The organism is Pantoea stewartii subsp. stewartii (assembly GCF_008801695.1).
In the GTDB taxonomy this organism is placed as follows: domain Bacteria; phylum Pseudomonadota; class Gammaproteobacteria; order Enterobacterales; family Enterobacteriaceae; genus Pantoea; species Pantoea stewartii.
Window position 1 is genome coordinate 1 of the sequence record NZ_VZPF01000079.1, and the last position, 23,654, is coordinate 23,654.

General features: G+C 53.0%; 30 protein-coding genes and 1 pseudogene. 9 read left to right on the forward strand and 22 right to left on the reverse strand.

Annotated features, from left to right (window positions below; all coding sequences use genetic code 11):
- Positions 1-73: 73 nt before the first annotated feature.
- The 11 genes from F7Q90_RS27930 to F7Q90_RS19945 form a co-directional block, all read right to left on the reverse strand.
- Positions 74-451 carry an ANR family transcriptional regulator gene (locus F7Q90_RS27930; RefSeq protein WP_052310107.1) on the reverse strand — a complete coding sequence of 126 codons (378 nt, stop codon included), beginning with the start codon at positions 449-451 and terminating at the stop codon, positions 74-76.
- Positions 452-673: 222 nt separating this feature from the next.
- Positions 674-1,261 carry a DUF3164 family protein gene (locus F7Q90_RS19905; RefSeq protein WP_006118097.1) on the reverse strand — a complete coding sequence of 196 codons (588 nt, stop codon included), beginning with the start codon at positions 1,259-1,261 and terminating at the stop codon, positions 674-676.
- Positions 1,248-1,496 (reverse strand): hypothetical protein, encoded by a 249-nt coding sequence (locus tag F7Q90_RS19910; protein WP_044241439.1) that lies wholly within the window; start codon positions 1,494-1,496, stop codon positions 1,248-1,250. The genes F7Q90_RS19905 and F7Q90_RS19910 overlap by 14 nt, the downstream gene beginning before the upstream one ends.
- Positions 1,489-1,695 (reverse strand): hypothetical protein, encoded by a 207-nt coding sequence (locus tag F7Q90_RS19915; protein ID WP_006118096.1) that lies wholly within the window; start codon positions 1,693-1,695, stop codon positions 1,489-1,491. The genes F7Q90_RS19910 and F7Q90_RS19915 overlap by 8 nt, the downstream gene beginning before the upstream one ends.
- The gene (locus F7Q90_RS19920) at positions 1,673-1,903 is read right to left on the reverse strand and encodes a hypothetical protein (RefSeq protein WP_006118095.1); all 231 of its coding nucleotides are present in this window, start codon (positions 1,901-1,903) and stop codon (positions 1,673-1,675) included. The genes F7Q90_RS19915 and F7Q90_RS19920 overlap by 23 nt, the downstream gene beginning before the upstream one ends.
- A gap of 284 nt (positions 1,904-2,187) precedes the next feature.
- Positions 2,188-2,418: a hypothetical protein gene (locus F7Q90_RS19925; RefSeq protein ID WP_006118094.1), complete on the reverse strand. Its 231-nt coding sequence runs from the start codon at positions 2,416-2,418 to the stop codon at positions 2,188-2,190.
- 2 nt (positions 2,419-2,420) lie between these two features.
- Positions 2,421-2,915: a Mu transposase C-terminal domain-containing protein gene (locus tag F7Q90_RS19930; protein ID WP_006118093.1), complete on the reverse strand. Its 495-nt coding sequence runs from the start codon at positions 2,913-2,915 to the stop codon at positions 2,421-2,423.
- Between the two features lie 63 nt (positions 2,916-2,978).
- Positions 2,979-3,104, reverse strand: a complete 126-nt coding sequence (locus F7Q90_RS27665; RefSeq protein ID WP_006118092.1) for a hypothetical protein — start codon at positions 3,102-3,104, stop codon at positions 2,979-2,981.
- Positions 3,104-4,030: an AAA family ATPase gene (locus F7Q90_RS19935; protein ID WP_006118091.1), complete on the reverse strand. Its 927-nt coding sequence runs from the start codon at positions 4,028-4,030 to the stop codon at positions 3,104-3,106. The genes F7Q90_RS27665 and F7Q90_RS19935 overlap by 1 nt, the downstream gene beginning before the upstream one ends.
- Positions 4,031-4,042: 12 nt before the next feature.
- Complete coding sequence (locus F7Q90_RS19940) at positions 4,043-6,079, reverse strand: Mu transposase C-terminal domain-containing protein (RefSeq protein WP_006118090.1); 2,037 nt, start codon at positions 6,077-6,079, stop codon at positions 4,043-4,045.
- 2 nt (positions 6,080-6,081) lie between these two features.
- Positions 6,082-6,330, reverse strand: coding sequence for a helix-turn-helix domain-containing protein (locus F7Q90_RS19945; protein ID WP_006118089.1), 249 nt, complete (start codon positions 6,328-6,330; stop codon positions 6,082-6,084).
- Positions 6,331-6,494: 164 nt separating this feature from the next.
- Here F7Q90_RS19945 and F7Q90_RS19950 point away from each other — a divergent pair, with 164 nt between their 5' ends.
- A complete protein-coding gene (locus F7Q90_RS19950) occupies positions 6,495-7,061 on the forward strand; it encodes a hypothetical protein (protein ID WP_044241436.1) in 567 nt (188 codons plus the stop codon).
- Positions 7,062-7,316: 255 nt separating this feature from the next.
- Here the strand turns inward: F7Q90_RS19950 and F7Q90_RS19955 are convergent, their stop codons facing one another.
- The gene (locus tag F7Q90_RS19955) at positions 7,317-8,552 is read right to left on the reverse strand and encodes a PTS sugar transporter subunit IIC (protein ID WP_006118088.1); all 1,236 of its coding nucleotides are present in this window, start codon (positions 8,550-8,552) and stop codon (positions 7,317-7,319) included.
- An 85-nt stretch (positions 8,553-8,637) separates the two neighbouring features.
- A complete protein-coding gene (locus F7Q90_RS19960) occupies positions 8,638-8,946 on the reverse strand; it encodes a PTS sugar transporter subunit IIB (protein ID WP_006118087.1) in 309 nt (102 codons plus the stop codon).
- Between the two features lie 401 nt (positions 8,947-9,347).
- Here F7Q90_RS19960 and F7Q90_RS26745 point away from each other — a divergent pair, with 401 nt between their 5' ends.
- Together F7Q90_RS26745 and F7Q90_RS19965 are read left to right on the forward strand one after the other, a co-directional pair.
- Positions 9,348-9,518: a hypothetical protein gene (locus tag F7Q90_RS26745; RefSeq protein WP_006118086.1), complete on the forward strand. Its 171-nt coding sequence runs from the start codon at positions 9,348-9,350 to the stop codon at positions 9,516-9,518.
- A gap of 107 nt (positions 9,519-9,625) precedes the next feature.
- Positions 9,626-9,856 carry a hypothetical protein gene (locus F7Q90_RS19965; RefSeq protein ID WP_006118085.1) on the forward strand — a complete coding sequence of 77 codons (231 nt, stop codon included), beginning with the start codon at positions 9,626-9,628 and terminating at the stop codon, positions 9,854-9,856.
- Positions 9,857-10,160: 304 nt separating this feature from the next.
- On the opposite strand, the gene F7Q90_RS19970 is transcribed toward F7Q90_RS19965, so the two are convergent.
- The 5 genes from F7Q90_RS19970 to F7Q90_RS19990 all read right to left on the reverse strand — a co-directional run bounded on the left by F7Q90_RS19970 (position 10,161) and on the right by F7Q90_RS19990 (position 15,618).
- Positions 10,161-10,589, reverse strand: a complete 429-nt coding sequence (locus tag F7Q90_RS19970) for an OsmC family protein (protein WP_006118083.1) — start codon at positions 10,587-10,589, stop codon at positions 10,161-10,163.
- 45 nt (positions 10,590-10,634) lie between these two features.
- Positions 10,635-11,822 carry an FMN-dependent L-lactate dehydrogenase LldD gene (gene lldD, locus F7Q90_RS19975; RefSeq protein WP_006118082.1) on the reverse strand — a complete coding sequence of 396 codons (1,188 nt, stop codon included), beginning with the start codon at positions 11,820-11,822 and terminating at the stop codon, positions 10,635-10,637.
- Positions 11,822-12,592: a transcriptional regulator LldR gene (lldR, locus tag F7Q90_RS19980; protein WP_006118081.1), complete on the reverse strand. Its 771-nt coding sequence runs from the start codon at positions 12,590-12,592 to the stop codon at positions 11,822-11,824. The genes lldD and lldR overlap by 1 nt, the downstream gene beginning before the upstream one ends.
- Positions 12,589-14,235 carry an L-lactate permease gene (gene lldP / locus F7Q90_RS19985; RefSeq protein ID WP_006118080.1) on the reverse strand — a complete coding sequence of 549 codons (1,647 nt, stop codon included), beginning with the start codon at positions 14,233-14,235 and terminating at the stop codon, positions 12,589-12,591. Before lldP ends, lldR begins: the two co-directional genes overlap by 4 nt.
- Positions 14,236-14,454: 219 nt before the next feature.
- Positions 14,455-15,618: a cyanate transporter gene (locus F7Q90_RS19990; protein ID WP_006118079.1), complete on the reverse strand. Its 1,164-nt coding sequence runs from the start codon at positions 15,616-15,618 to the stop codon at positions 14,455-14,457.
- An 86-nt stretch (positions 15,619-15,704) separates the two neighbouring features.
- Here F7Q90_RS19990 and F7Q90_RS19995 point away from each other — a divergent pair, with 86 nt between their 5' ends.
- Complete coding sequence (locus F7Q90_RS19995; RefSeq protein WP_044241546.1) at positions 15,705-16,565, forward strand: LysR family transcriptional regulator; 861 nt, start codon at positions 15,705-15,707, stop codon at positions 16,563-16,565.
- Positions 16,566-17,299: 734 nt separating this feature from the next.
- On the forward strand, positions 17,300-18,679 hold the full coding sequence (gene dbpA, locus F7Q90_RS20005; RefSeq protein ID WP_006118077.1) for an ATP-dependent RNA helicase DbpA: 1,380 nt from the start codon (positions 17,300-17,302) through the stop codon (positions 18,677-18,679).
- Between the two features lie 33 nt (positions 18,680-18,712).
- On the opposite strand, the gene F7Q90_RS20010 is transcribed toward dbpA, so the two are convergent.
- A complete protein-coding gene (locus F7Q90_RS20010) occupies positions 18,713-19,105 on the reverse strand; it encodes a YgiW/YdeI family stress tolerance OB fold protein (RefSeq protein WP_006118076.1) in 393 nt (130 codons plus the stop codon).
- Positions 19,106-19,266: 161 nt separating this feature from the next.
- Between F7Q90_RS20010 and F7Q90_RS20015 the strand changes: the two genes are divergently transcribed.
- The gene (locus F7Q90_RS20015; protein ID WP_006118075.1) at positions 19,267-20,229 is read left to right on the forward strand and encodes a chemotaxis protein; all 963 of its coding nucleotides are present in this window, start codon (positions 19,267-19,269) and stop codon (positions 20,227-20,229) included.
- A gap of 294 nt (positions 20,230-20,523) precedes the next feature.
- Here the strand turns inward: F7Q90_RS20015 and ymcF are convergent, their stop codons facing one another.
- From ymcF to F7Q90_RS20030, 3 genes are all read right to left on the reverse strand, one after another.
- Positions 20,524-20,697, reverse strand: a complete 174-nt coding sequence (gene ymcF, locus F7Q90_RS27300) for a cold shock small protein YmcF (protein ID WP_085980082.1) — start codon at positions 20,695-20,697, stop codon at positions 20,524-20,526.
- A gap of 3 nt (positions 20,698-20,700) precedes the next feature.
- A complete protein-coding gene (gene cspE / locus F7Q90_RS20025; RefSeq protein WP_006118073.1) occupies positions 20,701-20,913 on the reverse strand; it encodes a transcription antiterminator/RNA stability regulator CspE in 213 nt (70 codons plus the stop codon).
- 265 nt (positions 20,914-21,178) lie between these two features.
- Positions 21,179-21,967, reverse strand: a complete 789-nt coding sequence (locus F7Q90_RS20030) for an NAD(P)H-dependent oxidoreductase (RefSeq protein WP_006118072.1) — start codon at positions 21,965-21,967, stop codon at positions 21,179-21,181.
- A 100-nt stretch (positions 21,968-22,067) separates the two neighbouring features.
- Between F7Q90_RS20030 and F7Q90_RS20035 the strand changes: the two genes are divergently transcribed.
- The 3 genes and pseudogenes from F7Q90_RS20035 to F7Q90_RS20045 all read left to right on the forward strand — a co-directional run.
- Positions 22,068-22,949 carry a LysR family transcriptional regulator gene (locus F7Q90_RS20035; RefSeq protein ID WP_006118071.1) on the forward strand — a complete coding sequence of 294 codons (882 nt, stop codon included), beginning with the start codon at positions 22,068-22,070 and terminating at the stop codon, positions 22,947-22,949.
- Positions 22,950-23,102: 153 nt separating this feature from the next.
- Positions 23,103-23,252 carry a hypothetical protein gene (locus F7Q90_RS26750; RefSeq protein WP_006118070.1) on the forward strand — a complete coding sequence of 50 codons (150 nt, stop codon included), beginning with the start codon at positions 23,103-23,105 and terminating at the stop codon, positions 23,250-23,252.
- Positions 23,253-23,480: 228 nt separating this feature from the next.
- A pseudogene (locus F7Q90_RS20045) lies at positions 23,481-23,654 on the forward strand (IS630 family transposase); the annotation flags it as partial.

Sequence of the window (23,654 nt, forward strand, 5' to 3'; positions counted from 1 at the left end):
AATGGAGGCGAAGCGCCTCAAGGAGCCATGTCCGGTGTTTCACGCGATAGTGTCCATTAAAAAATGATGGACACTATTTTCCCGGAACCGGAGCCCGCTGCACAGACGGTTTAAATGTGACGCTTACGTAGAAAACGCTGATGCCAGACAGAACACCGTCATACGCAAGCATGTAACGCATTGATTTTATGTTATCTGAAACAACCGTTTTCATAGTACCACAGCATAAAATCCATTTATTCAACAAAGCCCATTTCCGTTTATCAGCATGGGTGCAGAACTTATGGCGTAGCATAGCCCAGACCCGGTGTGCGGTATTGCAGGGCGAGGTCTGTGCCTTTAACCAGAGAAACGCCGCATCGCCATACCGGCTCTCACGTTCCGCCCTGACTGCACCCGTGGCATAACGGGCATACTGATTCATATATTTACCACTGGCTGGATTACGCATATCACACCCCGGCGATATCAAGCGGGATGTTGATTAGCTTCCCATTTTCATCCTGCTCTCGGCTTTGTTGAATAATAGGTAATCATTCTGTTTTGTCTGCACTGTTTTGGTAGAAAACGCTGATGCCAGACAGAACACCGTCATACGCAAGCATGTAACGCATTGATTTTATGTTATCTGAAACAACCGTTTTCATAGTACCACAGCATAAAATCCATTTATTCAACAAAGCCCCTGCTCTCTGAAATTGATATAGGTTGAGGTCACAGACACCACCAGTGCCTTATTTAAGGCCTCCATCGCCTGCTGCCAGAGGTCGTCCTGAATATCCAGCTGACGCAGCGAGATAATGCGCCCCGTATTCAGTTTTCCCTCCTTATCAACATCAAATGCATCCGTGATTAAAGTGAGCAGCTTTTCGTTTGCGCCTTCAGACCAGGCTTTAAGACATTCATCAATCATGTCTTTTGCAATCTGCAGTTCCGGCCCGAACGTCAGGCGGTCCTGCACGGCAATCTTGATCTGCTGACTGCCATCAAAGGTTGAGAAGGTCACGTTACCCTTAACACCGCCCGGTTTGCGACCGTGCTTCTCGCTGGCCAGCGCCATCCAGGCGTAGCAGTCACTGAAAGACGCCTGCTTAAACTGCGCCATCATCTGACTTTTCTCCTTTGCCTCAGCCACACGGGTGCGCACAAAAGCGTCCATCTCAAGGTCATACGCTGATACCTGAGACACCGGCACCAGACGGCCTTTCCGGTCTTTCATATAACCTTCCGGCACAACAACATTACGATTAATTGCAGTCATAGTATCTAGCTCCGTTATTTCCAAATTTATTAAGGCAAGCCAACAGACACTCCTCTGTTAATCTCGCGCCGAATACGTTAATTTCATCATTAACGTCATCGATAACGGTATCGCCCAGAACCTGATAACTGACCCGCCCGTCAGCACCACGCATGAGCTTAACCACCACTCGCGCCAGCCAGCCTTGCCCCGGCGCGTCATTAACGTAAGTGCCCGCATTCTCAGCATCAGACATAACTCGTTTCTCCGTTAACTGATTTCGCTTTCATGAATAACCGGTCAAACTGCGCAGCCAGATTCACCGCATAATTCACGGTACTGGTGGCAATATTCATTTCGGACACGGTGTGATTATCAGGACAGACGTTAATTTTCGGGGTAATCACAAACCCCGCTTCATTTAATTCAACGTCAATGCAGATTCGGACGCTCATTTTCAGCCTCCCGTTCGCGGCTCTCTTTGCATGCAGGGCAGTTACATTTTGCCGCCTGCCTGTCAGAGTCGCTGAAAAGGGCCTTAATTGCGGCAATTATCATCACCAGACGCGCCTCCTCACGCGGCGTGCGGCCTCCCGATCCCTTGATGTCAAATTCCATCCGTCCGTTCTGCTCAGTAATAATCACTTCAAGTTTTGCCGCCATAATTAACCCCACACATTTTCAATTAATATTTTCAAGGGCATTCTGTTTACCACCTGAGTCGTTAACCACCGCAACTTTAACACGCAGACCTTTAACCACCTTACCGAACATCCCGTCGCAAAAAGGACATGAACAGAGGCTGGTCCATACCTCACCCGGAGGAGCAGCAAGGGTCCAAAGCGTACTTCCGCAGTAAGGGCAAACAAACGATGCTGTAGGGGTGTCATTAATGCGGCAGCGCTCAATGAACGAGGCATAGGCATTAAGCCGTTGAGTAACCATAATTAACCCCACATCACCCGACATCCGTTAACAATCGACACGCGCCGCACACCCGGCACACCGTTCAACACATAAGGCACTTCTATATAAGGCACCGCGATCCCCTCAGCAGGTGGAACGGCATAAACCACAGGGAGATTACGCTGGCTGCGACCCACAACACGCCCAAGGCCACCTGCATTAACCCCTGACAAGCCGCGAGAGTGCATGCAGTTAATAACCTGCTTTTCCATGATTAAGATTCTCCCCGGGCCTCTACATCCAGATAATTAATTAACGCATCCAGCCCTTCTCTGATATTCACAAGAGCGGGCCTTACATCGAATTTCTCTTTATTTGCGCCAGTATTCCGCTGAAGCTGACGATAAAGACGCCGCGTTCTGCGAATCTCTCGCTGTAGTGCCGTTTCATCGCCAACAGCAGAGCGGCAGCGGAAATTCTCTGGCGGGAGTGGCAATTCATCTGTCATCGGGTAATGCGATGACTGGCACGCACCAGTGCGCATTTCGCGCTCTAAACGGTCTTTGTCTGCGGGCTTCATCGGCGACACGGCGGACCGCCCAACGTAATAAGCCGCCTCGCAATAGAATTTGCCATCCACATACACATCGATCTCGTCATCACGCCAGACTGAGACCTCGACATATACGCCCTCAAGGCAACACAACTTAGGCGAAAAATAGAAATTATTATTAACCTCAACAAAACCGCGTTTAACCTGAACTTTCATGATATTTTCCTTATTTAATTCAAAATGGATTTAGCAATAGCCATTCTTTATATTCGTTGTGAGTCAGCTCAAGCGCTTTACGGGTATAAAGGTTGAGCCTTTTTCGTCTTCATCAACAACCGCCGGAAAATTATTACGTGCCTGAATTCTATTCAGTGCTTCAACTTCTTTAATTACATTTGCGTTCATTAAAATAATCCTCGCTGCTTAATTAACATCTTCCCAAATTTCTCAATTACCGCAGGTGATACTGCCAGCCTGCGCTCTTTATTAGCGCGTATCACTGAGCGTGCCAGCTTGAACATGCGGCGATAGTTGCCGCCTGACTCTTTTCTGAATGCCTGCAGCACATCACTCGTCAGCTCATAATCTGGCAGGCCACTATTGAGGATATTGTTCAGGATGTCGGTAAAGTCGGACTCTTCGCTGAGCTGCTTCATATCGTCCAGGTCCAGAGCCAGACTGACGCGACTGTATAACTGCTCGTATTCACCTCTGGACCCCATGAGATTCAGCAGCAGACGTGGCATGCCCGCCAGTACCAGACCGCACCGCGCCCGGTCCTGTATGCGCCGCATGACTTCCAGTGCGCGGTGGGGAAGCAGCTCAGCTTCATCAATCAGCACAATCCAGCCCGTTCCCTTTAACGCTTCCACGCATCGCTCACTCAGTTCATGGATGGTCCCGGTGGTTTTCTTAACCCGCAGTTTGATACACAGCTCCTGCAGCAGTACTTTGGCCGTATAACCCGGATCAGCTTCAATCAGGATGGCCGCGCTGTCCCGCAGGGCATACTCCCGGAGCACCATGCTTTTACCCATACCTGCAGCACCGTAGATCACGCCGATATCGCAGTCTGAATGGATATTGTCAATTACCTCCAGCGCTGTTTTCGCCAGCGTGGTTGGTACAAATTCAACATCACCGTGCAGACGCTTGGCTTCACGCATCAGGAATTCACGCAACTTAGTTTCAGTTGTAGCGATATTGCCTTTATAGCTACCACTTAAATATTGAGAAACCGTGGCTGTACTTAATTTGGATTTAGCCGCTACCTGTTTCTGGGTGTAGCCGCTCCTCTCCATAAACTGGATTAAATTATCTTTAATGCTCATTTAAATACCCTTTTAATAGTTTCCGGCTTTTTTAGCCGCGAACTTTTCCTGGCTGGCAAATAAGTAGATTTCCTCTTCTTCCTCTGCTGGCTGAGGCGTTGATAACAAGCCGAAGTCCACATCGGGCTTGTGCTCAATAGCGGGCCGCAGCGAATCTTTCGCATCCAGTATCACTGCCTGACCACGCTTAATCTGGCGCTGGGCGCGTTCATGGAGGGCTTTATCAACTTTCGTCAGCGGCACCGGTGCGTTAGTGTTGCCGTTCCATATCGCCGTACAGACAAACGTGCCATCCAGCCTGCGGATATACACTTCTTTTGCATCCAGCGGATTAAAGGCAACGCGCACTTTTTCCTGGTCAACCTCAATAAGCTCTCTGGCAAAGTAATTATTCGTACCCAGCTGAATCCATCCACGCGCTGCCGTGCGGGTTTCCTCTGGCAGGAACATATCGTGCAGATCGTTCGCGGTAAGGTACTCAATATCATCACCCTCACTTTCAAGTACGTGCCTGCGATACGCCAGTGGCGACAGGTGCTTACCATTCACCTTTGGCAGTTCACTGTGCTCATGTGACCGGTTGTAGGCGTCGATCTCATCCTGAATGGCCACCGTCAGTGCCTGCCAGTCAGGTATCAGCCCCAGCGTTCGCTTTTGCTCGGTGGTCAGCTCTTTACCCTGACGCAGGGCATGGGTCAGGCTGACCATTTTTTTACTCATTACCCGCTGATGTTCAGGATCAACGTTGTGGCCGTTGTAGGTGGCGAACCGCCGCGCTATGGCGACAGGCACCACGCCATTAAGCCGCTCAATAATGCCGCGCGCCTGCGGATTCCCCGGAATACCCGTCATGTGCGTTATCCCCATGCGGGGAAATATCCCGGTAACCGCTGCATCGAGCATATTATTTTTTTCACCGCCGCCATTATCGGAATACACAAACAGCGGTTTGCCGTATTTCTCCATGCCGTGACGGTAAGCCTCCGCTACCGCAAAGCGGTTTTCTGATAATGACAGGCTCCACCCAACGATTACGCGTGTCCGGCCATCAATAACCAGGGTCAGCTCCGGCGTGAACGGACGGTTATAAATCGGGTGTAATACTTTCATGTCCAGCGACTTACCATCCGCTATCCAGATGCCATTAACCGGCATTACTGACCAGTCGCGCTTGCTGTAGACGTCATACGCCCTGGCAGCAGAACCACTGACCCGGCCCCGCATACGCTTATAAAGCGGCTCTTTCTTCAGCATCCGGCGCACAATATCGTAAGAGGGCATGGCCGCCAGCACCGCTGGCTGATCGCGATACTGCTCCTCCCACCATTTTTTAAACCTGCGCCAGGTGGCTTTGATGGAATCACCCGTTGGTGTGCCGTAATACTCCTTAAAGGCTATCCACCAGGCGCAATCATCAGGCCGCAGCTTTTTAGGCTGACCGGGCGCCAGAAGCACCAGTCTTTCAATACTGTTTTCTGTTGAATGGTAAAGCGAGTACCAGTCCTGCAGGCTGCGAACACTGACACCGGAGCGCTTACCCTTACGGGCATTGGCCAAATCAGCCGCCTGCTGCAGGCGCTCAGACCTGAACCCAATGCGTGACTGCTCAGAGATATGAGCAATGGCACCTGACCGGGTTACTTTGATCCCCTCCAGGGAACGCAGGCGATCAACCTCCATCACCAGCACACAGCGCGCATCGGCAACCTTACGCTGCTGTTCAGTCAGCTTGCCCGCCTCACGCTTTGCCAGCGCCGGACAATCCTGCATCAGCCGCAGCTCCAGCCGGGGCTTAGCCACCACCCCCGCAGACACAGCCACCTCACCAGCATCATCAGACTCAATAACCCGCTGCAGTAACCGCTGCTTAACCACCTCACGCGCCGCATCAGGCAGACAGTCAATGTGATACTCAAAGGCTTTTGTGCCTTCACGGCGGCGCAATAAGCTCTCATTTCCTGCGGTATAGCGATTCAATGCTTCGCGCATACCTTTTTCGGTCACCGGAAGACCCGGAATACCTACCAGCTCTTTAGCGACAAAAAACATAATCAGGATGCCCTCTGAATATAACTTTCAGCCTGGTAGCGGCTTGGCCAGATGATTTCTGGTGCCACACCCAGCGCATCCGCAACGATGCGCTGATAAGGCTTGCAGGGCGTCCGCAGAACTGACTTCAAAGAACCTGGCGCATAACCATTTCTGCGGCTCAGTTCACTGAGCGACAGACCACGCTTGTGTAACCCCGATTTGATGTCTTCAGGATGCCAATCCACACCCAGCTCTTCTTTTTGGTTCATGGTTCATCTATCCTAAAAAGTTAACCAAAGGGATAACCAGTTGGTTATCTCTGTGGGTAAAGTATTGATCACGAAAAACACGACATCAAGGTATTTTTCGTTATTTTATTGCTTCTTAATTAAGGTGCTGATTTTTTTGCACTTTATAGGGAATAAAACGTGTCATGAGAAAAGAACGCCAACGTTCTTTTGCTGTTGAGGCAAAAGAACCTGTAATTGATAGGATCTCTCGGTTAGCAATGAGGTATAGCTCTAGAAGTGCCGCAGCTAGGGCTTGGGGGATCAATATTAATACGCTGAACAGCTACTTTAAAAATGACGCCGAGCCACCAATGCCACGAGATAATCTTTTAACCCGCATAGCCTCGTGCGAAGGGGTGAGCTTAGAATGGTTGAAATATGGGGAGGGTGAATCACCAGTAGAAAAACCAAAAACACGAACTGGTGATTTACTGTCTCAGATGCTTGACTTTTTATCACCTGACGAGCGCCAGCAACTGGCGGTCACTCTGGGCCGTAAAGGAATTGAGACCGTCCTTTACCTCTTGGATGAGAACAACATAAGGCTTATGCAGCTTGATAATGTTGTTAAGGAGAAAATCCTCGGCATACAGCCCAGAACGCCAGAGGAAGCGGCTCGCGCTGATGATAAGGCCAGAGAGTGTGGTGCCGATAATTCGAAGCAAACACCCGCCGACAGCCTAGCATCCGAAAAGAGGCAGGCTGGATAAATGAGAATAGGCTGGTACTAATCAGTTTGTAATAGTTTCAGCTTATGATTTATTTGACTTAAGCTAAGTGCGTGATGGATTTCTCAAAATCCGTTTAAACGCCTTTCAAACTCGCTCAAACTAAAGTCATTCGAATGCAAAATAGATCGCAAAAAAGTCATTTTTCGGTCATTTTATTGCGGCCAGTGCAAAATCTCTAAATCCCTTCAATCCCGCGCAGCTCAAGGGCTGACGCTCAATTCACATGTTCTCCGATTAGTGCAGAAATGATTGCCACCCCATAACCAGCACGGCAATCAACACAATGACGCGCCAGTCCCAGCCGGTTGACCAGGCGGCCCCAATGGGGGCGGGCGTCGTCCACGGAGCCAGTGAGATCACGTGATTAATCAGGTTCGTTTTGGTGGCGATCCAGGCAATGACGGCGTTGACTAACGGGGCAAGAATAAAAGGGATAAACAGAATGGGGTTCATCACGACCGGTGAACCAAAAATCACCGGTTCGTTGATGTTGAACATGCTGGGCACCACACTCAGTTTTCCAATCGATCGCAGATGTGCTGACTGACTGCGCAAGTAAAGCAACACCAACCCCATCGTCGAACCGGAGCCACCGATAACAATAAAAAACTGCCAGAAGGGTTCAATAAACACGTGGCTGATGGGTTCTCCCGCGTTCAGCGCCTGCTGATTCAGACCGAGATTGGTCAGCCAGAAAGCCTGCAATATGCCCCCGACAATCACCGCCCCATGAATGCCTGCAAACCACAGCAGATGGCACAGCAGTACCGCCACCAGCACGGCAGGCAGCGAATCAGAGGCAGAGATGATGGGCGAGAAAATGGCCATGATGGCCTGAGGCAGCAACATGCCGAACTGCGCCTGTACCCACAGGCTCAGGGGAAACAACGTAATAAAAATCGTGATAATCGGGATGAGCAGATCGAACGACTGACGGATCTTCGGCGGCACCTGCTCGGGCAGTTTGAAACCGATGTTGTATTTCTGCAGAACGTGCATCAGCTCCGTCGCAAAGAGCGCGACCAGAATGGCGGTAAAAATGCCCTCCCCGCCCAGCGAACCAACCGGCAACGTTTTGCCGCTCTGCGGTGCCGCCACCACCAGAAACGCCATCAGCGACAGACTGGCCGCCATAAAGCCATTCATCTTGTAACTGTTTGCCAGGTTATAGGCGATGGCACTGGCGATATAGAGCGCCATAATGCCCATCGTCATGTTGTACGGCATCATGATTTGCTCTTCATGCGCCTTTACCATGCCCAGCCACCACTGTGCGAACGCCCAACTGCTGTCTGCCGAAAAAGGCGGATGAGCAAACAGCAGCATAAACGAGCCCACGATCAGAAACGGCATGGAGGCGATAAATCCGTCCCGGATAGCGATGACATGACGCTGGCTGGAAAGACGGCCCGCCAGTGGGCTAATACGGTTTTCGATGACGCCGAATAGAGATTCACTGAAGTGGCTCATTGCCTGACTCCTTGCTGAGGCAAAAGAGAGTAACCTGCCTGACGCAGTGCGGATTTCGCGTGATATATCCCGGACCTCCCTGGTGTCAGGTATGAATAAGCTTTAGTGCGTCGCTTAATATTTTTTCACCATTCATCATGCCGTAATCCATACTGTTGATGACCGCAACCGGCTTGCTGTATTGCTGGGCGATCGGTTGAAAATCGGCCAGCTTGTATTTGATTTGTGGCCCGAGCAGGCAGCAGTCGTAATCGGCGATATCGTCTCTAAACTCTTCAATCCCCACAGCTTTTATCTCGACGTCCAGCCCTTGCTGTTGCGCCGCCTTTTCCATTTTCTGTACCACCATACTGGTGGACATACCCGCAGCACAGCACAGTAAAATCTTCGTCATGGTGTATTCCTCTTTGTGGTGAATGATTAACGAATACACAGGGTGAAAATTTTCTGCAACCGGTTTCAGATTTGCTTATCAGAAGTGTGAGAAATATCAAAACGCGAGCATTAAAGAGGTTCAGGACGAATAAACACCTGAATAAGCCTTATCAGGAAGCCCGTTTCTCGTCATGCTGAAGCTATAAAACGGCGGTTCGCCCACCCATATCGTCGGCGCTGTCCATCGCAGTGATGGGTAAGAATTCACTGCCTGATAAGCGGGGAACGCGTATAATTGCTCAGAGCAATCCGATACCGACTGCCGTGACACGGGCGTCCGACGGCAATTAGCTATACTGGTGATATATAAAGGAACACTCACCCTTCTCGCAGTACGCGGACCGGGATAAGGAGTCGGTTATGTTAATTGGTTTTGTGTTATTGGTCAGCGCGTGTGGACACGATGCCTGTGAAGCTTTACCGGTATCAGAACGCATTTATCCGACGAAAACCGCCTGTGAAGTCATGGCAAATCGTATCCATAAAGTGCGTCCTAACGTCGTGCTGATATGTGGCGAAGTGCATCGTTAAGAAAGCGGTACAGGGCGAATGGCACAAAAAGTAGCCGATGACATTGCAAGGTTGCCGCTTAACGTTCAAAATATAAGCTGTTCTACACCAACACAGTCGTGAATCCCATGAAAAGTAGTCGTCCCCGCCGTCCTACCGGGCGTTGGGTTTATTACATTTTGTATGAAGGCATTCTGTGGCCCTGTCCGGTTCGCTGGGAATGGGAAAGCGGATACGGTGGCTGGCTGCCGTTTTACTACTCACCTACGTTTGAGTTTGTCGCGGGCGATCCCGGCAAGGCGTACCGTATTGCGCGCACGGATGTACGTGTGAAGCGGAGTGAAGAGATTTACGCCTGATTGCTGTCATGCATTCCATGGCAGCCACGAGGCGGTAAGAAGGAAACAGATTACCTCCAGCAGCAGTACCACCATCAGCAACACGCCGAGTTTGTGGCGCGACAGCCAGGTTTTCAGCCCCATAGCATTGCGGCCCTGTGGATCAGCAGCAGTCCGCCACCCATGCTCAGCAAAACCCGCACCCCTTTTCCGTCTTTTTTGCCATTTCAGTGTCCCTCTGAAGAAAGCGAAAATGCGCCCTGAGGCGCATCCGGATGCTGCAAGATTGCTGCGGGAGCCGCCAGAAGGCGACTCAGGTACGCAATCAGTTATTCAGCGTGTAATCGAGTGTGATTTCTGCATTGAGCACCTGCGAAACCGGACAGCCGGCTTTAGCTTTATTGATGATTTCATCAAAGGTGTCGTTATCAATGCCCGGCAGCGAGATGGTGCTGGTCAGCGCCACTTTCGTAATCGCGAAGCCTTCACCTTTTTTGTCCAGCGACACATCGGCACTGGTATCAATGCTTTCAGGTTTATGGCCTGCGTTACCTAACATGAGCGACAGTGCCATTGAAAAACAGGCGGCATGTGCTGCGCCGATAAGCTCTTCCGGATTGGTGCCTTTCTGCCCTTCGAAACGGGTGTTAAAGCCGTAAGGTTGCTGGTTCAGTACACCACTTTCTGTGCTGACTGTGCCTTTGCCTTTGATATCGCCTTCCCAATGCGCCGAACCTTTCTTATGAATGGTCATATCATTCCTCCTGTTGGTAAAGAAGGTAAGTATAGACAACGTCGCTCAGTTTGCCGGGCATGAGGCCGGATGCAGGGCCACTTCGCCCAGCAACGCATTCGCCTGCACCAGCGACGTCTGGTTGATATCGGCTATACACTTCGCGCCTGTTAAGGTCATCGCGACTTTCATTTCGTTTTCAATCAGCGTCAGCAGATGTTCGACGCCACGTTGGCCATGTGTGGCCAGCGCGTAAACAAAGGCCCGTCCCAGCAGAACAGTATCTGCGCCCAACGCAATCATGCGCACCACATCAAGCCCATTACGGATGCCGCTGTCGGCAAGAATCGTCATATCCCCCTTCACCGCATCCGCGATGGCCGGTAAGGCACGAGCCGAAGACAACACGCCGTCCAGCTGGCGTCCGCCATGGTTTGAGACCACAATGCCATCGGCACCAAACCGCACCGCATCGCGGGCATCTTCCGGATCCAGAATGCCTTTAATCACCATTGGCCCGTCCCAGAACTCACGGATCCATTCCAGATCTTTCCAGGAAATCGACGGATCGAAATTCTTTGCCAGCCAGCCAATATAGTCTTCCAGCCCGGTCGGTTTGCCCAGATAGGTGGAAATATTGCCCAGATCGTGTGGTCGGCCCTGTAGCCCAACATCCAGTGCCCAGCGTGGGTGCGTGACAGCCTGCCAGTAGCGGCGCAGGGCCGCGTGCTTGCCGCTCATGCCCGAGTGCGCATCGCGATAGCGTGCGCCCGGCGTTGGCATATCAACGGTAAATACTAATGTGGTACAGCCCGCCGCTTTTGCCCGCTCAAGGGCGTTACGCATAAAGCCGCGATCGCGCAGCACATACAGTTGAAACCACATGGGCCGACTGATTTGCGGTGCCACTTCCTCAATCGGGCAAACGGAGACGGTCGATAAGGTAAACGGAATCCCTTTGCCCGCCGCAGCGCGCGCGGCCTGCACTTCCCCCCGACGCGCGTACATGCCACACAGCCCAACCGGTGCCAGCGCGACGGGCATGGACAGCGTTTCACTGAACAGCGTGGTTTCCAGGCTGAGCGCCGACATATTCCGGAGAATGCGCTGGCGCAGCGCCACGTCTGACAGATCGGCAACATTCCGCCGTAGCGTATGCTCTGCATAGGCACCGCCATCCAGATAATGAAACAGAAAAGGCGGTAAAATGCGCTGCGCGGCGGCGCGATAGTCACTGGCGGCAGAGATGATCATCAGCGGTTTTCCTTGTGATTGGGCAGGTCATGACCCGGCAAACGCGTAATTCGCGCCTGCCTGGCTTCGTCTTCATCAAGTGTTTTCATCGTGGTGTGAACAAAACCCAGATGATCCATGGCGGCTGACCGGGCAGCCTCGGCATCGCCCACTAAAATCGCGTCGAGCATCGCCCGGTGCTGATCGGTCAGGCGGTCAAAAATCACGGGTCTGATGTACATCAGCTTACGACTGTGCAGCATGGACGAGTGCAGTAAATCGAATAATCCCCGCATGGTTTGCAGCAGCACGATGTTATGTGAGGCTTCTGCGATGGCCAGATGAAAGCGCAGATCGGCCTGCCCGGCCAGATGGGGATCGTCACTCTCTTTCATCGCCAGCGTGGCATCAAAGGCGTACCGCAGACGCTCTTTATCTGACTCGGTAGCCCGTAGCGCCGCATGCCAGGCCGTGCTTCCCTCTATCGCATGGCGCGCTTCAAGAATGTCGTAACGGTAGTCCGGATCGTTGGCGAGAAGCTGACGAATGGGCTCGACGATGCGCTGCTCAGACCAGGGCTCCTGCGGCTGACGCAGCCAGGTACCGTCACCGCGCCGACTCATCAAAACGCCGCTGCTGATCAGTTGCTGAATAGCTTCACGCAGCGACGAACGGGAAACGCCCAGCGCGGCCGCCAGCTGACGCTCGGCGGGCAAACGCATGCCCGGCTCAAGCTGATGATCGCGGATATAGTGCTTAAGCCGCATCGGTAAGGGATCGTTTGGTGTCATGGGATCATCCAGGGAAAAACGTAAGCCTGCAGCGTGGTCATCACCCCAACCAGCCCGGTAAAGATCAGGCTGTGCTTTACTGTGAAGCGGAACAGATCGGACTCTTTGCCGACCAGACCGACCGCTGCACAGGCAATAGCGATCGACTGGGGAGAGATCATTTTACCGGTGACGCCACCCGTGGTATTCGCTGCCACCAGCAGGATATCGGAAACGCCAATCTGCTGCGCCGTGGTGGCCTGCAACGCGGCAAACAGCGCGTTGGAGGAGGTATCCGAACCGGTAAGAAACACGCCAAGCCAGCCCAGAAAGGGGGAGAAAAAGGTAAAGGCATGGCCCGTGTGCGCTAAGGCCAGCGCCAGCGTGGCTGATAAACCCGAGTAGTTCGAGATAAAGGCAAAGGCCAGCACCATACCAATGGAGTAGATGGGCAACATCAGGGATTTCAGTGTTTCGACAAATGTCCCGACTGCCGCTCTGGGTTTCATTTTCAGAAAGATAATCGCCACAATTGCCGCAATCAGAATGGCAGTGCCGGTTGCAGACAGCAGATCCAGTTTAAAAATGGCTGGCCAGGCGCTGGGCTGTGCCACAACCGGCGGTATCCGGGTAATCCAGTCATGCAGGCCAGGGACGGGAATGCTCATCACCCAGTTGGCCAGTGCACCCCCTTTGGCAAACAGCGCTTTAAAGGGCGGGATACTCCACAGCGTTACCGTTGCGGTGAGAAACAGGAAGGGCATCCAGGCGCGAATGACCTGCTTTGTCGTATACGTCTGCTGACGTGCGGGTTGCGTCGCCGTCTGATTTTCGGCATCGCTGAAGCGAAAGATGCGAACCGGCTGCCAGACGCGCAGAAACAGAGTCAGGGAAACCAGTGATGCCAGCGAAGAGATAATATCGGGTAACGCCGGGCCCAGGAAATTTGAACTCAGGAATTGTGCTATCGCGAACGACCCACCCGCAACCATCACCGCCGGCCAGGTTTCTTTCACCCCGCGCCAGCCATCCATGATCGCCATGATCCAGAACAGCACGATGACGGTTAAAAAAGGCAGCTGGCGTCCGGCCATCTGACCGATGGCAAAGCTGTCCAGACCGGTAACCTGCCCCGCCACAATAATGGGAATACCCATCGCACCAAACGCCACCGGCGCAGTATTCACGATCAAGCATAACCCTGCGGCATAAAGCGGATTAAAACCCAGCCCTACCAGCAACGCAGCCGTGATCGCCACCGGCGCACCAAAGCCTGCCGCGCCCTCTAAAAAGGCACCAAAGGAAAAACCGACAATCAGCATCTGTAAGCGCTGATCCGGCGTGATCGACAAGATGGACGCGCGAATGATATCGAACTGCCCGGTCCTGACCGAGATTTTATAGACAAAGACCGCGGCCACGATAATCCAGGCAATGGGCCACAGACCGTACAGGAAGCCGTAGGCCGCTGAGGCCAGCGCCTGCTGCCACGGCATATGATACAGCAGCAGCGCAACTCCCAGCGCCAGCATGACAGTGATGGTGGCAGCCTGATGGCCTTTCATCTTTAGCTTAAAGAAAAACAGAACAGGCAGTAACAACGCAATCAGGCTGGAGAGCCAGATGTTATTGAGCGGATCATAATTTTGCTGCCAGACCTGCATGCCGTTATCTCCAGAAAGGTGATGAGAGCGATGCGCGACGGGCATAGACACAGGGCGCATCTGTCACGCCCGCTCTGCTTATTGGTCCTACCAATTTTGCCAGTTGGGGCTTATCCGTTACAGATACTTAACCCACTGTTAAACCAAGGCAACAGTTACGGCTTTAATTTTAACGTTATGTGAAGCACTGAAAAGGTTTAGCTGTTTTGGTCGGACCAATCACGGTTGTGGAAAGGCGTATTTGTAACTTTGCGGATGAAAACGCAGATTCAACCCGACCAGCCCAATCGTAACGCCGCACTGGAGCCACCAGATCGTGGAGAAATCCCCGGTCAGTGCATGCAACTGACCGGCGATAAACGGCATACTGCCGGCAATAATAAAGCCAATCCCTTGCATGAACGCCACCAGTAGCCCGCCCGCCTGCGGATGCGCCAGATGGTCCAGCGCCAGCACCAGCGCCAGGGGAAAGGCACCACCCAGCCCCACGCCCGCCATGCCCACCCACAGCCATGGATGGTAAAGCGGTGCAAACAGGAGGCCAAGCATACCGCTTAGCTGAAAAATCAGCGTTAACAGCAACAGCGGCCGCCGATCCGGGCCGCGCGTCAACAGCGGAAACACCATCGCCCCGGCGACCTGGCAGGTAATCATCACGCCCAACAGGCTTCCGCCCGCCTGTGCGCTCCAGCCGAGCTGATGGTAGAAATCAGGCAACCATGCCACGCAAATGGCATAACCGCCATTCACTAAACCAAAGCTGAGCGCCAGCATCCAGGCGCGCGCGTTGCGCCATAGTGAAGGCATCACGACCGATGCGCGCGCTGGCGACGTCACCCCGGGCATCCACGCCCAAAGCAGGATGGCCAGCAGCGCAGGCACGGCCCAGCTGCTGAGGGCCATCTGCCAGCTCAGGTGAGCACTTAACCACGGTGTTAATGCGGCACCCAGTCCGCCCCCGCCCATCAGGGCCGCAGACCACAGCCCGGTCATCATCGCACTGCGTTGTGGAAAGCGTTGGCGGATAAAGCCCGGCATCGCCATTTGCACTATCCCGATACCAATGCCGCCCGGTAGCGTGCTCCCTACCAGCGATTCGCCTTGCGACACAAAAAGGCGGCTGAGGAGCGCCAACACTAACAGCGCCAGTCCGCCACACAGCAGTCCGCGCAGTTGAACACGCTGCATAAGTGGTGCGCTGATTAACGCTATCGCTCCCATCATCATCATGGGAATCGCAGGCAGCAGTGACGCTGCCAAGGCGGAGAGTCCAATGCTTTCGCGTAACTGATCCAGCAACGGACTGACGGAGGTCATCAGTGGACGCATATTCAGTCCCGCCAGCACCAGGGCGGTAACGATCACAATATTCTCTTTTTTCATGGGCCATCCTGGAAGTAAACCTTGTCAGCCTGGCAGCTGTCGTTACTATTTGGAAATGGAATATCATCATGACAGGCAGTGGAAAAATGAATCGCCAGCCTATGTTCACGCCCCAGCAGCTTCTGAGCTTTGTTGCGGTCTGCGAAACCGCCAGCTTCACCCGTGCCGCCGATCGCGTGCACCTGTCGCAATCAACAGTGAGCCAGCAGGTGCGGCGACTGGAAGAGAAGGTGGGAAAAGCACTGCTGGCCCGCTCATCACATCAGGTAACCGTCACGGAGGAAGGCGATAAGCTGCTGGGTTATGCCCGCCGTATCATTGCCCTGAATGGCGAAGCACTCGATGTGTTGAGCGATAAGTGGCGCGATGGTGTGCTGCGGCTTGGCGTTCCGGAAGATTTTGCGGCCCCCACGGCAGCCCTGCTGGCGCAGTTCAGTCGCGAACATCCCCATATGCGGCTGGATGTGATGAGCGGGATGCAGGTAGAACTACGTCGGGCCTGGCAGCGGGAGGAACTGGATATCATGCTGATTAAGCAACCTTACGGTGAACGCCCGCTGGCTTCCCGACCCGAGCCGCTGTTATGGCTGGACAGCGCCGCATATCCCTGCTTTGAGCATTCCCCGGTGCCGCTGGTCCTGTTTCCTCAACAGGGACTTTATCGCGAGGAGATCTGCCAGACGCTGGATGGGCTGGGCCGCAGCTGGCGCATCGGTTACAGCAGTGCCAGCCTTGTGGCCCTGTCTGCCGCCAGTGCCCAGGGCCTGGGCGTTACGCTGTTGCCTGCCAGCTGTCGTCTGCCTGCACACCGTGTGCTGGGCGACCAGCAGGGCTTGCCGGTGATTGACACTTTTGAGCTGGCGATGTTCTGTCGCCAGCCGGATGACGCGCTTCAGCGCCAGCTGGCAGAGGCACTGGTGACATTTGCGGATCTGCACTGGCAGTGAGTTTTTCACTGACAGGCAGTGGTAAAGGACTCTGTAAAACCAGAAACCGCGTGCAGATGCGGACGCGCCCCCTGTCAGAGAGCTGGCATGGGGCGCGGACAGCCGAATGAAGGCGACGCTAAACCCGAGCCTCCCTCGTCTGTGACATTAACGCCATCGCAAGCGTATAGAGATGGGCGCCATCAGAAGCCACCGGATCGTCTTCGGCATAACATCCAATCATAGAGGCCACTTTATCTGCCGATAAGCTTTCCCCATAGAGATGCAATGTCAGGACTGCACGACCTACGATTTTAAGTACGTCTTCATGCAAGATCTGCGGGATATTATTCAATGAAAAAATCCTCTGCCAGTAGTGATATCGATGTATCTTCCTCAATATAAAGGCGTTTACAAGTCGTTTTCATCTTCTCTTCTGGCGATACTTTTGCATTATTAATGCGTTAATTCCGTCGCAAATGTGGAATAATCTGATTAACTTAAAATTGTGTATTACAAAGAAAATATTAGAAAAAACATTCTTAATCTTAATGACTTAGTCCATGTAAGCGGTTTCACACCTGACGCTTTAATTGATTAAAATTTCCCAACTAATCTTTTTCATCTTCAGTTTATTCTTAGATAAAAGCGCCGCCCGGCGCAGGGTTTGCAGGTTAACATTGCTGTTGTGTACGCTTTCTGACAGACTTGCGCTCGCAATGATGCCCCAACTTACAGCCGCAGAGGCCGCACCCGTGACCGCTTTTTCCTCGCTTAATTCTCTTCCCGATAGTCAACTCGATAACCTGCGCGAGATGGGCTATACCAGCATGACGCCGGTTCAGGCCGCCTCGCTGCCCGCTATCTTAGCCGGACGCGACGTTCGTGCGCAGGCAAAAACCGGCAGCGGCAAAACGGCCGCATTTGGTATTGGCCTGTTGCATCATATCGACAGTGCGCGTTTTCAGACTCAGGCGCTGATTTTATGTCCGACGCGAGAACTGGCCGATCAGGTCAGCAACGTTCTGCGGCAGTTAGCGCGCTTCACGCGCAATATCAAAATTCTGACCTTATGCGGCGGCCAGCCCATGAGTGCGCAGCGCGATTCGCTGGTGCATCCGCCGCAGATTGTGGTCGGTACGCCGGGCCGTATTCTTGACCATCTCAAGCGCGAAACGCTGCAGCTCGACAGTCTGCGCACGCTGGTGCTGGACGAAGCCGATCGGATGCTGGAAATGGGCTTTCGTGACGATATGGAAACCATTATCGCCGCCACGCCCGCCGCGCGTCAGACGCTGCTGTTCTCTGCCACCTGGCCAGACGGCATTGCAACACTGAGCCAGCGCTTTCAACGTGATGCGCTGAGCGTCGTGACGGAAGAGGTCAGCGAACTGCCGGCAATCGAACAACAATTTATTGAAGCGACGCACGGCGAAAAATTGTCGCTGCTGATTAGCCTGCTCAGCGAACGCCAGCCATCGTCCTGTGTGGTGTTCTGCAACACCAAACGCGAATGTGATGATATTGCCGCCGCGCTTAACGCCCGCGATATCAGCGCCCTGCCCCTGCATGGCGATCTCGAACAACGCGATCGCGAACGTGTGCTGATCCGGTTTGCTAACGGCAGTGGTCGCGTGCTGGTGGCGACGGACGTCGCGGCCCGCGGCCTGGACATCAAGTCGCTGTCGCTGGTGGTGAACTACCAGCTGGCGTGGGATCCCGAAGTGCATCTGCATCGTATCGGCCGTACCGCGCGGGCGGGCGAAGAAGGCGCTGCCGTGAGTTTTGTCGCGGCCGATGAAATGGCGCGCGCGCATGCGTTAGAAGATTTCCTGCAGCAGAAGCTGCCATGGGTTGCCGCCAGTGCGCTCAGGAAAAGCAGTAAACCGTTGCCGGCAGCCATGATGACGATTTGCATTGATGGTGGGCGTAAAGCCAAGATTCGGCCCGGCGATATTCTGGGTGCGCTGACAGGAGAAGCAGGCTATCGCGCCGATCAGATCGGTAAGATTGATCTCACCCCGACGCACGCTTATGTAGCGATTGAAGCGGCTCAGGCAAAATCTGCGCTGGTCAAACTTAAGCAGGGCAAAATCAAAGGCAAAACCTGCCGGGCTGTACTGCTGAAAGACTAAAAGAAAGGGCGAGAATCATTCTCGCCCTGCCGATTATGGCTCATCGATCCGCATAACGTGCAGCGTGGTTTTGTCACCTTTCCCGTGCACTTTACCACTGACGCGAACTTTGTCGTCAGCGGAATAGGTTTTGCCATCGAACGTTTTCTTCGGCGCAATAATGGTTAAAGTGCCGGTGCTGTCACGAAACTGATAATTATTGTCCGCGACTTTTTTTACGATATAACCTTCCAGCGTGACGTAACCGCCCTGCCGAAAGTCACGAATCTGATCGATGTGCGTCTGTCCTGTGTCTTCTGACCCTTTGTAGCCTGCATCCTGTTTATGCTGTGGCGGCGGCGTATCACCTGCCTTGAAGCCACCTTCTTCCGCGTAAGCCCCTGTGGTCGCTACCGCCAGTAAGGTCGCCAGTACTAATTTTTTCATCGCTTACTCCTTTACAGGGAAAAGTATCCATGCTGCGTTCTCACTGTTAAGCCTGGCACAATAATCTCTTAACGTGCGTTTTCCCCTCTCACCTTTTTCCGAAGGCTGCCGATAACTTCATCACACCCTTTTTCACCTGCTGCGCTGACGCTGAGGCAACGATGGATAATTTTCAGAAAGAGATCGATGAGAGAGCGAATCTCGCCTTATCGAATAAGTTTGAGCTGCTGCTGTTTCGCCTTGGCTCTGACCAGTTAAAAGGTAAATCAGAGCTGTTTGGGATAAACGTATTTAAACTGCGTGAAATTGTTCCGATGCCGCCGATTACGAAAGCTGCGGGTATGCGTTCGCCGTTGCTGGGCATGGCGAGCATTCGCGGACAGTTCATTCCTGTTATTGACCTGCCTGCGGTAGCCGGTTGCGTGCCTGAAACGGGACTGAACCTGCTGCTGGTGACCGAATACGCGCGTAACACGCAGGCGTTTGCCGTCGAATCCGTTGAAAACATCGTGCGTCTTAACTGGAGCCAGGTTCATACCGCTGAAGCCGGTATCGGTGGACGTAACATCACCAGTATCGCGTGCCTGGATGACGACGAACAAAAAAGCAATCTGGCCATGGTGCTGGATGTCGAACAGATTCTCTATGACATCATCCCGTCCGTTCGTGGCGTGGAGCCAGAAGCGCCGAAAGAGCGTCAGTATAAAATGAAGCCCGGTTCCGTCGCGATTGTGGCTGAAGACTCCAAAGTTGCCCGCCAGTTGCTGGAGCAGGGCCTGAAGAGCATGGGCATTCCTGCCGTCATGTGTAACACCGGCCTGGAAGCGTGGGAAAAAATCAAAGCGATCCACCAGCAGGCTCAGTCGCAGGGTGAATCCATTCACGACAAGATCGCGCTGGTGTTAACCGACCTAGAAATGCCGGAAATGGACGGCTTTACGCTCACGCGTAACATCAAGCGCGACACCACGTTGCGTCATATTCCCGTCGTGATCCACTCCTCACTTTCGGGCAGTGCTAACGAAGATCACGTTCGCAAAGTCGGGGCTGATGGCTATGTTGCCAAGTTCGAATTAAACGAACTGTCGGATGTCATTTTCAAAGCGCTGGAAGCCGCAAGCTAAAACGTAGCGGGCAGCACAACCCTGCCCTGCTGTCACCTAACGTTCAATACATGAGACTATGAAAATGCAGAGTGAAGCGCTTCCTGTCGTACGTAAGCCCCTGTTCCGCGGGCGTTTACGTCAGCTGAGCTGGATTGCAATGGTGATAGCCTGTCTGGCGTTCTTGTGCTGATGGTATAAGCGCAGCCTGGAAACCGGCTTCTACATTTCGCGAAAAGGGAATGAAAAAAGGCTGCCACTGGCAGCCTTTTTGATTACGGTAAATGCACAACGCTATAACGCTCTTTAGCCTTTTCAGAGCGCCTGTGGCTGACTCTGAGTTACAATCCTTGTCGCGTTAATCTGAACAACGACCGTTTTGCAAAAAATGCATTTTGCTCCATGCGGGTTGGCTCTTGTCATATCGAAATGTGATGTACGGTACTGCGAGCCATTACAGTGAGGACACTTGAAACGCGTAATTTTCAGTCCTTAGAGACCAACAACGTTTGCAGCAGCTGGGCCTTTAGCACCATTTTCTACTGTAAATTCAACTTGTTGACCTTCATCTAAAGTACGGAAATCAGTACCCTGGATTGCAGAGAAGTGTACGAATACATCTTTGCTGCCGTCCTGAGGAGAGATGAAACCGAAGCCTTTCTCAGCGTTGAACCATTTAACGGTACCGCGGATTTTGTTAGACATGTTTAATTCCTTAAATAATTGAGCCTTCCGGCGTAATGGCCTGAGAACAGATTTCAATCAGAACGTAAGAGAAGACTCAAAAAGAAGGAATGTCTCGCGACAGGCTTAGAGATGAGAACTGCTGTAGATACTTACTTTGATAGCGTCTGTTAATCAAACCGACGATTCATTAGGTCACATCCTCGCGTTGCATGCAAGGGTTATTTTGAAATCGATGCAAACAGGGCAGATAAGCCAGACGACGTGCCTCTGCCCTGTTCTGCCCTCAGCCTTGGCGAATGTGGATTCTGTGGCCATGCTCACCGGCAGCCAGATCGTCACGCAAGGTTAACTCGGGGATCGCGTAATCCCCGCCGTTTTGCCGATAATAGCCAACAGGTGAAGTAATAAACAGGTTATCGAGCCGCTTACTCAGTTCCTGACACAGCGCATCAAAACGTACGCTATCGATCCGGCCGGTACGGTAAACCGTGAACGGCGGCAGCACGTCAAAGCCGGGGTAAAACAGAATGCCATGCTGAATGGGAAACAAAATGTCATCAATATGCCCATTGATGCCGCGAGGACCGTAATGCGACGCCCATCCGCCCATCGTGACCACCAGCATGGCGCGCTTCCCTGCCAGCGTACCTTCACCGTAGCGATCGCCCCAGTGCGTATCTGAATGTTCGCCTACGCCTACGCCGTAGGCAAACCCGCAGGCATAAACACGATCGATCCAGCCTTTCAAGATGGCGGGCATCGAGAACCACCATAACGGGAACTGCAAAATCACCGCATCGGCCCACAGTAGTTTTTCCTGTTCCTGCTGGATGTCTTCGCTTTGAAAGCCGCCTTCAAAAGCCTGAGTGGATTCCAGTGAGGGAGTAAACCGTTCGACATGTTGGCGATGTTGTGTGTCGGCAGGCGTTACGCGCGCCTCCCAGTTCATGGCATAGAGATCGGAAACGCGCACCTGATGGCCCAGCTGTTGCAGATGACTGACGGAAAAACGCGCCAGCGCACCGTTAAGCGAGCGGGGTTCAGGGTGAGCAACAACGATTAACACATTCATAAACTATCCCGTGTTGATAAAAGAGACAGGTAGCCTGCGCCTGATTGTGCTATCAGTAAAAGTAAAGGAGCGGATAGTCGCTATAGACAGGACTGATACCATGAAGCCCGATCTGAATTTGTTGATCACGTTAAACGTCCTGCTACAGGAAAACAGCGTCAGCCGTGCCGCTGAACGGTTAAACCTTTCCCAGCCTTCCGTCAGTGCCCGGCTGGAACGCCTGCGTACTTTATTTAACGATCCGCTACTGATTCCGGTTTCTCACGGTATGCGCCCTACGGCACGAGCAGAAGGATTACGCCCTTCGCTTGAAGAACTAGTTGCCAGAATCGATGAAGTCGTAGCCGAGCCGGGACCTTTTGTGCCGGCAGAGGCAGACATCACCTGGCGCATTGCCGCCACGGATTATGGTGCGCAGACCACGCTGGTGCCGTTGATGAATACCTTACGTCAGGAAGCGCCGGGCACCCGGCTTGCCATTCTGGATATGAAACCTGCGTTGATTGCACAGCAGTTAGAAAAAGGCACGGTCGATCTGGTGCTTCATCTGCGTGAAGGCGTGCCAGAGGGATTACATGTCCGCCCACTGTTTCAGGAGCGCTATGTGGTAGCAGGCCGTCAGGGTCATCCCGCCCTGCATTCTGCTATCACCGCCGAAGCGCTCTGCGCACTGGAGCATGTGGTGGTGTCGCCAGACGGCGGCGGCTTTTGTGGGGTGACGGATAGCGTGCTGGAAGCCAGAGGATTGAGCCGGAAAGTGGTACTCTCTGTACCCCACTTTCTGTTGATGGGCAGCGTGCTGAGCACGACTGACCTGGTCGCGTTGATGCCGGAGAGAGTGGCGGCGATGATGCCGGGATTGATGACCGTGCCGCCCCCGATGGCGATCCCGGGCTTTGAGCTGGTGATGCTATGGCATGCGCGATCGCACCGGGATTTGGGGCACAGGTGGTTGAGGGAACGGGTGGTGGGGAGGTTTTAATAGAAGGTTGGAATGGAGCGGTTCTGAATTAGAACTGAATCTGAAGATATTTAACTTTGGAGAATAATGAAGACGACTAAATGAATCGCCACGGGTTTAACAGACACCTCAGAGCCATTTAAGATGACTCAAAGAACTCAAAGGGAGGTGCCAATGAGCGGTAAACGTTATCCCGAAGAGTTCAAAATTGAAGCGGTCAATCTGGTGCACCAAGGTCGCGGTCAGAGCGTAAACCATCTTGATCGGGATAACTTCACTCATCGCCCGATCCAGCGCCTTTTTCATCGCTGTGCTGTCGGCTAGAACATCACAATATTTCTGCTGGCAGGCGGCCGGGCTGATTGCGCAGTCGCTGATAAGCTGATTGTGCTTTTTGTCTGGATGCAAAGAACGCAGGGCAAAAATCCCGCCTGTAATGGACGGGATATCTAAATAACTGCTCGGAATAGTAGATCCCTTAGAGGGAACTCAGTCCGGTTTATGCGATCTGATCAATCGCTGAATATCCCAAATCACCAGCCGGACTGAGCAATGTCGATCATAGCACCAATACCCAGAACCGAACGACGCCTGATGCAGAAAACTATCCATAAAACAAAGGACAAAAACCACGCCCGGCGGCTCACCGCCATGCTGATGCTGCATCGTGGTGACACCGTCAGTCATGTTGCCAGAACACTCTGCTGTGCCCGCTCATCGATTGGT

Bases quoted from the DNA above. Each gene is read 5' to 3' on its own strand.
- F7Q90_RS27930 (WP_052310107.1), bottom strand. From the start codon at position 451: ATGCGTAATCCAGCCAGTGGTAAATATATGAATCAGTATGCCCGTTAT.
- F7Q90_RS19905 (WP_006118097.1), bottom strand. From the start codon at position 1,261: ATGACTGCAATTAATCGTAATGTTGTTGTGCCGGAAGGTTATATGAAA.
- F7Q90_RS19910 (WP_044241439.1), bottom strand. From the start codon at position 1,496: ATGTCTGATGCTGAGAATGCGGGCACTTACGTTAATGACGCGCCGGGG.
- F7Q90_RS19915 (WP_006118096.1), bottom strand. From the start codon at position 1,695: ATGAGCGTCCGAATCTGCATTGACGTTGAATTAAATGAAGCGGGGTTT.
- F7Q90_RS19920 (WP_006118095.1), bottom strand. From the start codon at position 1,903: ATGGCGGCAAAACTTGAAGTGATTATTACTGAGCAGAACGGACGGATG.
- F7Q90_RS19925 (WP_006118094.1), bottom strand. From the start codon at position 2,418: ATGGAAAAGCAGGTTATTAACTGCATGCACTCTCGCGGCTTGTCAGGG.
- F7Q90_RS19930 (WP_006118093.1), bottom strand. From the start codon at position 2,915: ATGAAAGTTCAGGTTAAACGCGGTTTTGTTGAGGTTAATAATAATTTC.
- F7Q90_RS27665 (WP_006118092.1), bottom strand. From the start codon at position 3,104: ATGAACGCAAATGTAATTAAAGAAGTTGAAGCACTGAATAGAATTCAG.
- F7Q90_RS19935 (WP_006118091.1), bottom strand. From the start codon at position 4,030: ATGAGCATTAAAGATAATTTAATCCAGTTTATGGAGAGGAGCGGCTAC.
- F7Q90_RS19940 (WP_006118090.1), bottom strand. From the start codon at position 6,079: ATGTTTTTTGTCGCTAAAGAGCTGGTAGGTATTCCGGGTCTTCCGGTG.
- F7Q90_RS19945 (WP_006118089.1), bottom strand. From the start codon at position 6,330: ATGAACCAAAAAGAAGAGCTGGGTGTGGATTGGCATCCTGAAGACATC.
- F7Q90_RS19950 (WP_044241436.1), top strand. From the start codon at position 6,495: ATGAGAAAAGAACGCCAACGTTCTTTTGCTGTTGAGGCAAAAGAACCT.
- F7Q90_RS19955 (WP_006118088.1), bottom strand. From the start codon at position 8,552: ATGAGCCACTTCAGTGAATCTCTATTCGGCGTCATCGAAAACCGTATT.
- F7Q90_RS19960 (WP_006118087.1), bottom strand. From the start codon at position 8,946: ATGACGAAGATTTTACTGTGCTGTGCTGCGGGTATGTCCACCAGTATG.
- F7Q90_RS26745 (WP_006118086.1), top strand. From the start codon at position 9,348: ATGTTAATTGGTTTTGTGTTATTGGTCAGCGCGTGTGGACACGATGCC.
- F7Q90_RS19965 (WP_006118085.1), top strand. From the start codon at position 9,626: ATGAAAAGTAGTCGTCCCCGCCGTCCTACCGGGCGTTGGGTTTATTAC.
- F7Q90_RS19970 (WP_006118083.1), bottom strand. From the start codon at position 10,589: ATGACCATTCATAAGAAAGGTTCGGCGCATTGGGAAGGCGATATCAAA.
- lldD (WP_006118082.1), bottom strand. From the start codon at position 11,822: ATGATCATCTCTGCCGCCAGTGACTATCGCGCCGCCGCGCAGCGCATT.
- lldR (WP_006118081.1), bottom strand. From the start codon at position 12,592: ATGACACCAAACGATCCCTTACCGATGCGGCTTAAGCACTATATCCGC.
- lldP (WP_006118080.1), bottom strand. From the start codon at position 14,235: ATGCAGGTCTGGCAGCAAAATTATGATCCGCTCAATAACATCTGGCTC.
- F7Q90_RS19990 (WP_006118079.1), bottom strand. From the start codon at position 15,618: ATGAAAAAAGAGAATATTGTGATCGTTACCGCCCTGGTGCTGGCGGGA.
- F7Q90_RS19995 (WP_044241546.1), top strand. From the start codon at position 15,705: ATGAATCGCCAGCCTATGTTCACGCCCCAGCAGCTTCTGAGCTTTGTT.
- F7Q90_RS20010 (WP_006118076.1), bottom strand. From the start codon at position 19,105: ATGAAAAAATTAGTACTGGCGACCTTACTGGCGGTAGCGACCACAGGG.
- F7Q90_RS20015 (WP_006118075.1), top strand. From the start codon at position 19,267: ATGGATAATTTTCAGAAAGAGATCGATGAGAGAGCGAATCTCGCCTTA.
- cspE (WP_006118073.1), bottom strand. From the start codon at position 20,913: ATGTCTAACAAAATCCGCGGTACCGTTAAATGGTTCAACGCTGAGAAA.
- F7Q90_RS20030 (WP_006118072.1), bottom strand. From the start codon at position 21,967: ATGAATGTGTTAATCGTTGTTGCTCACCCTGAACCCCGCTCGCTTAAC.
- F7Q90_RS20035 (WP_006118071.1), top strand. From the start codon at position 22,068: ATGAAGCCCGATCTGAATTTGTTGATCACGTTAAACGTCCTGCTACAG.
- F7Q90_RS26750 (WP_006118070.1), top strand. From the start codon at position 23,103: ATGAGCGGTAAACGTTATCCCGAAGAGTTCAAAATTGAAGCGGTCAAT.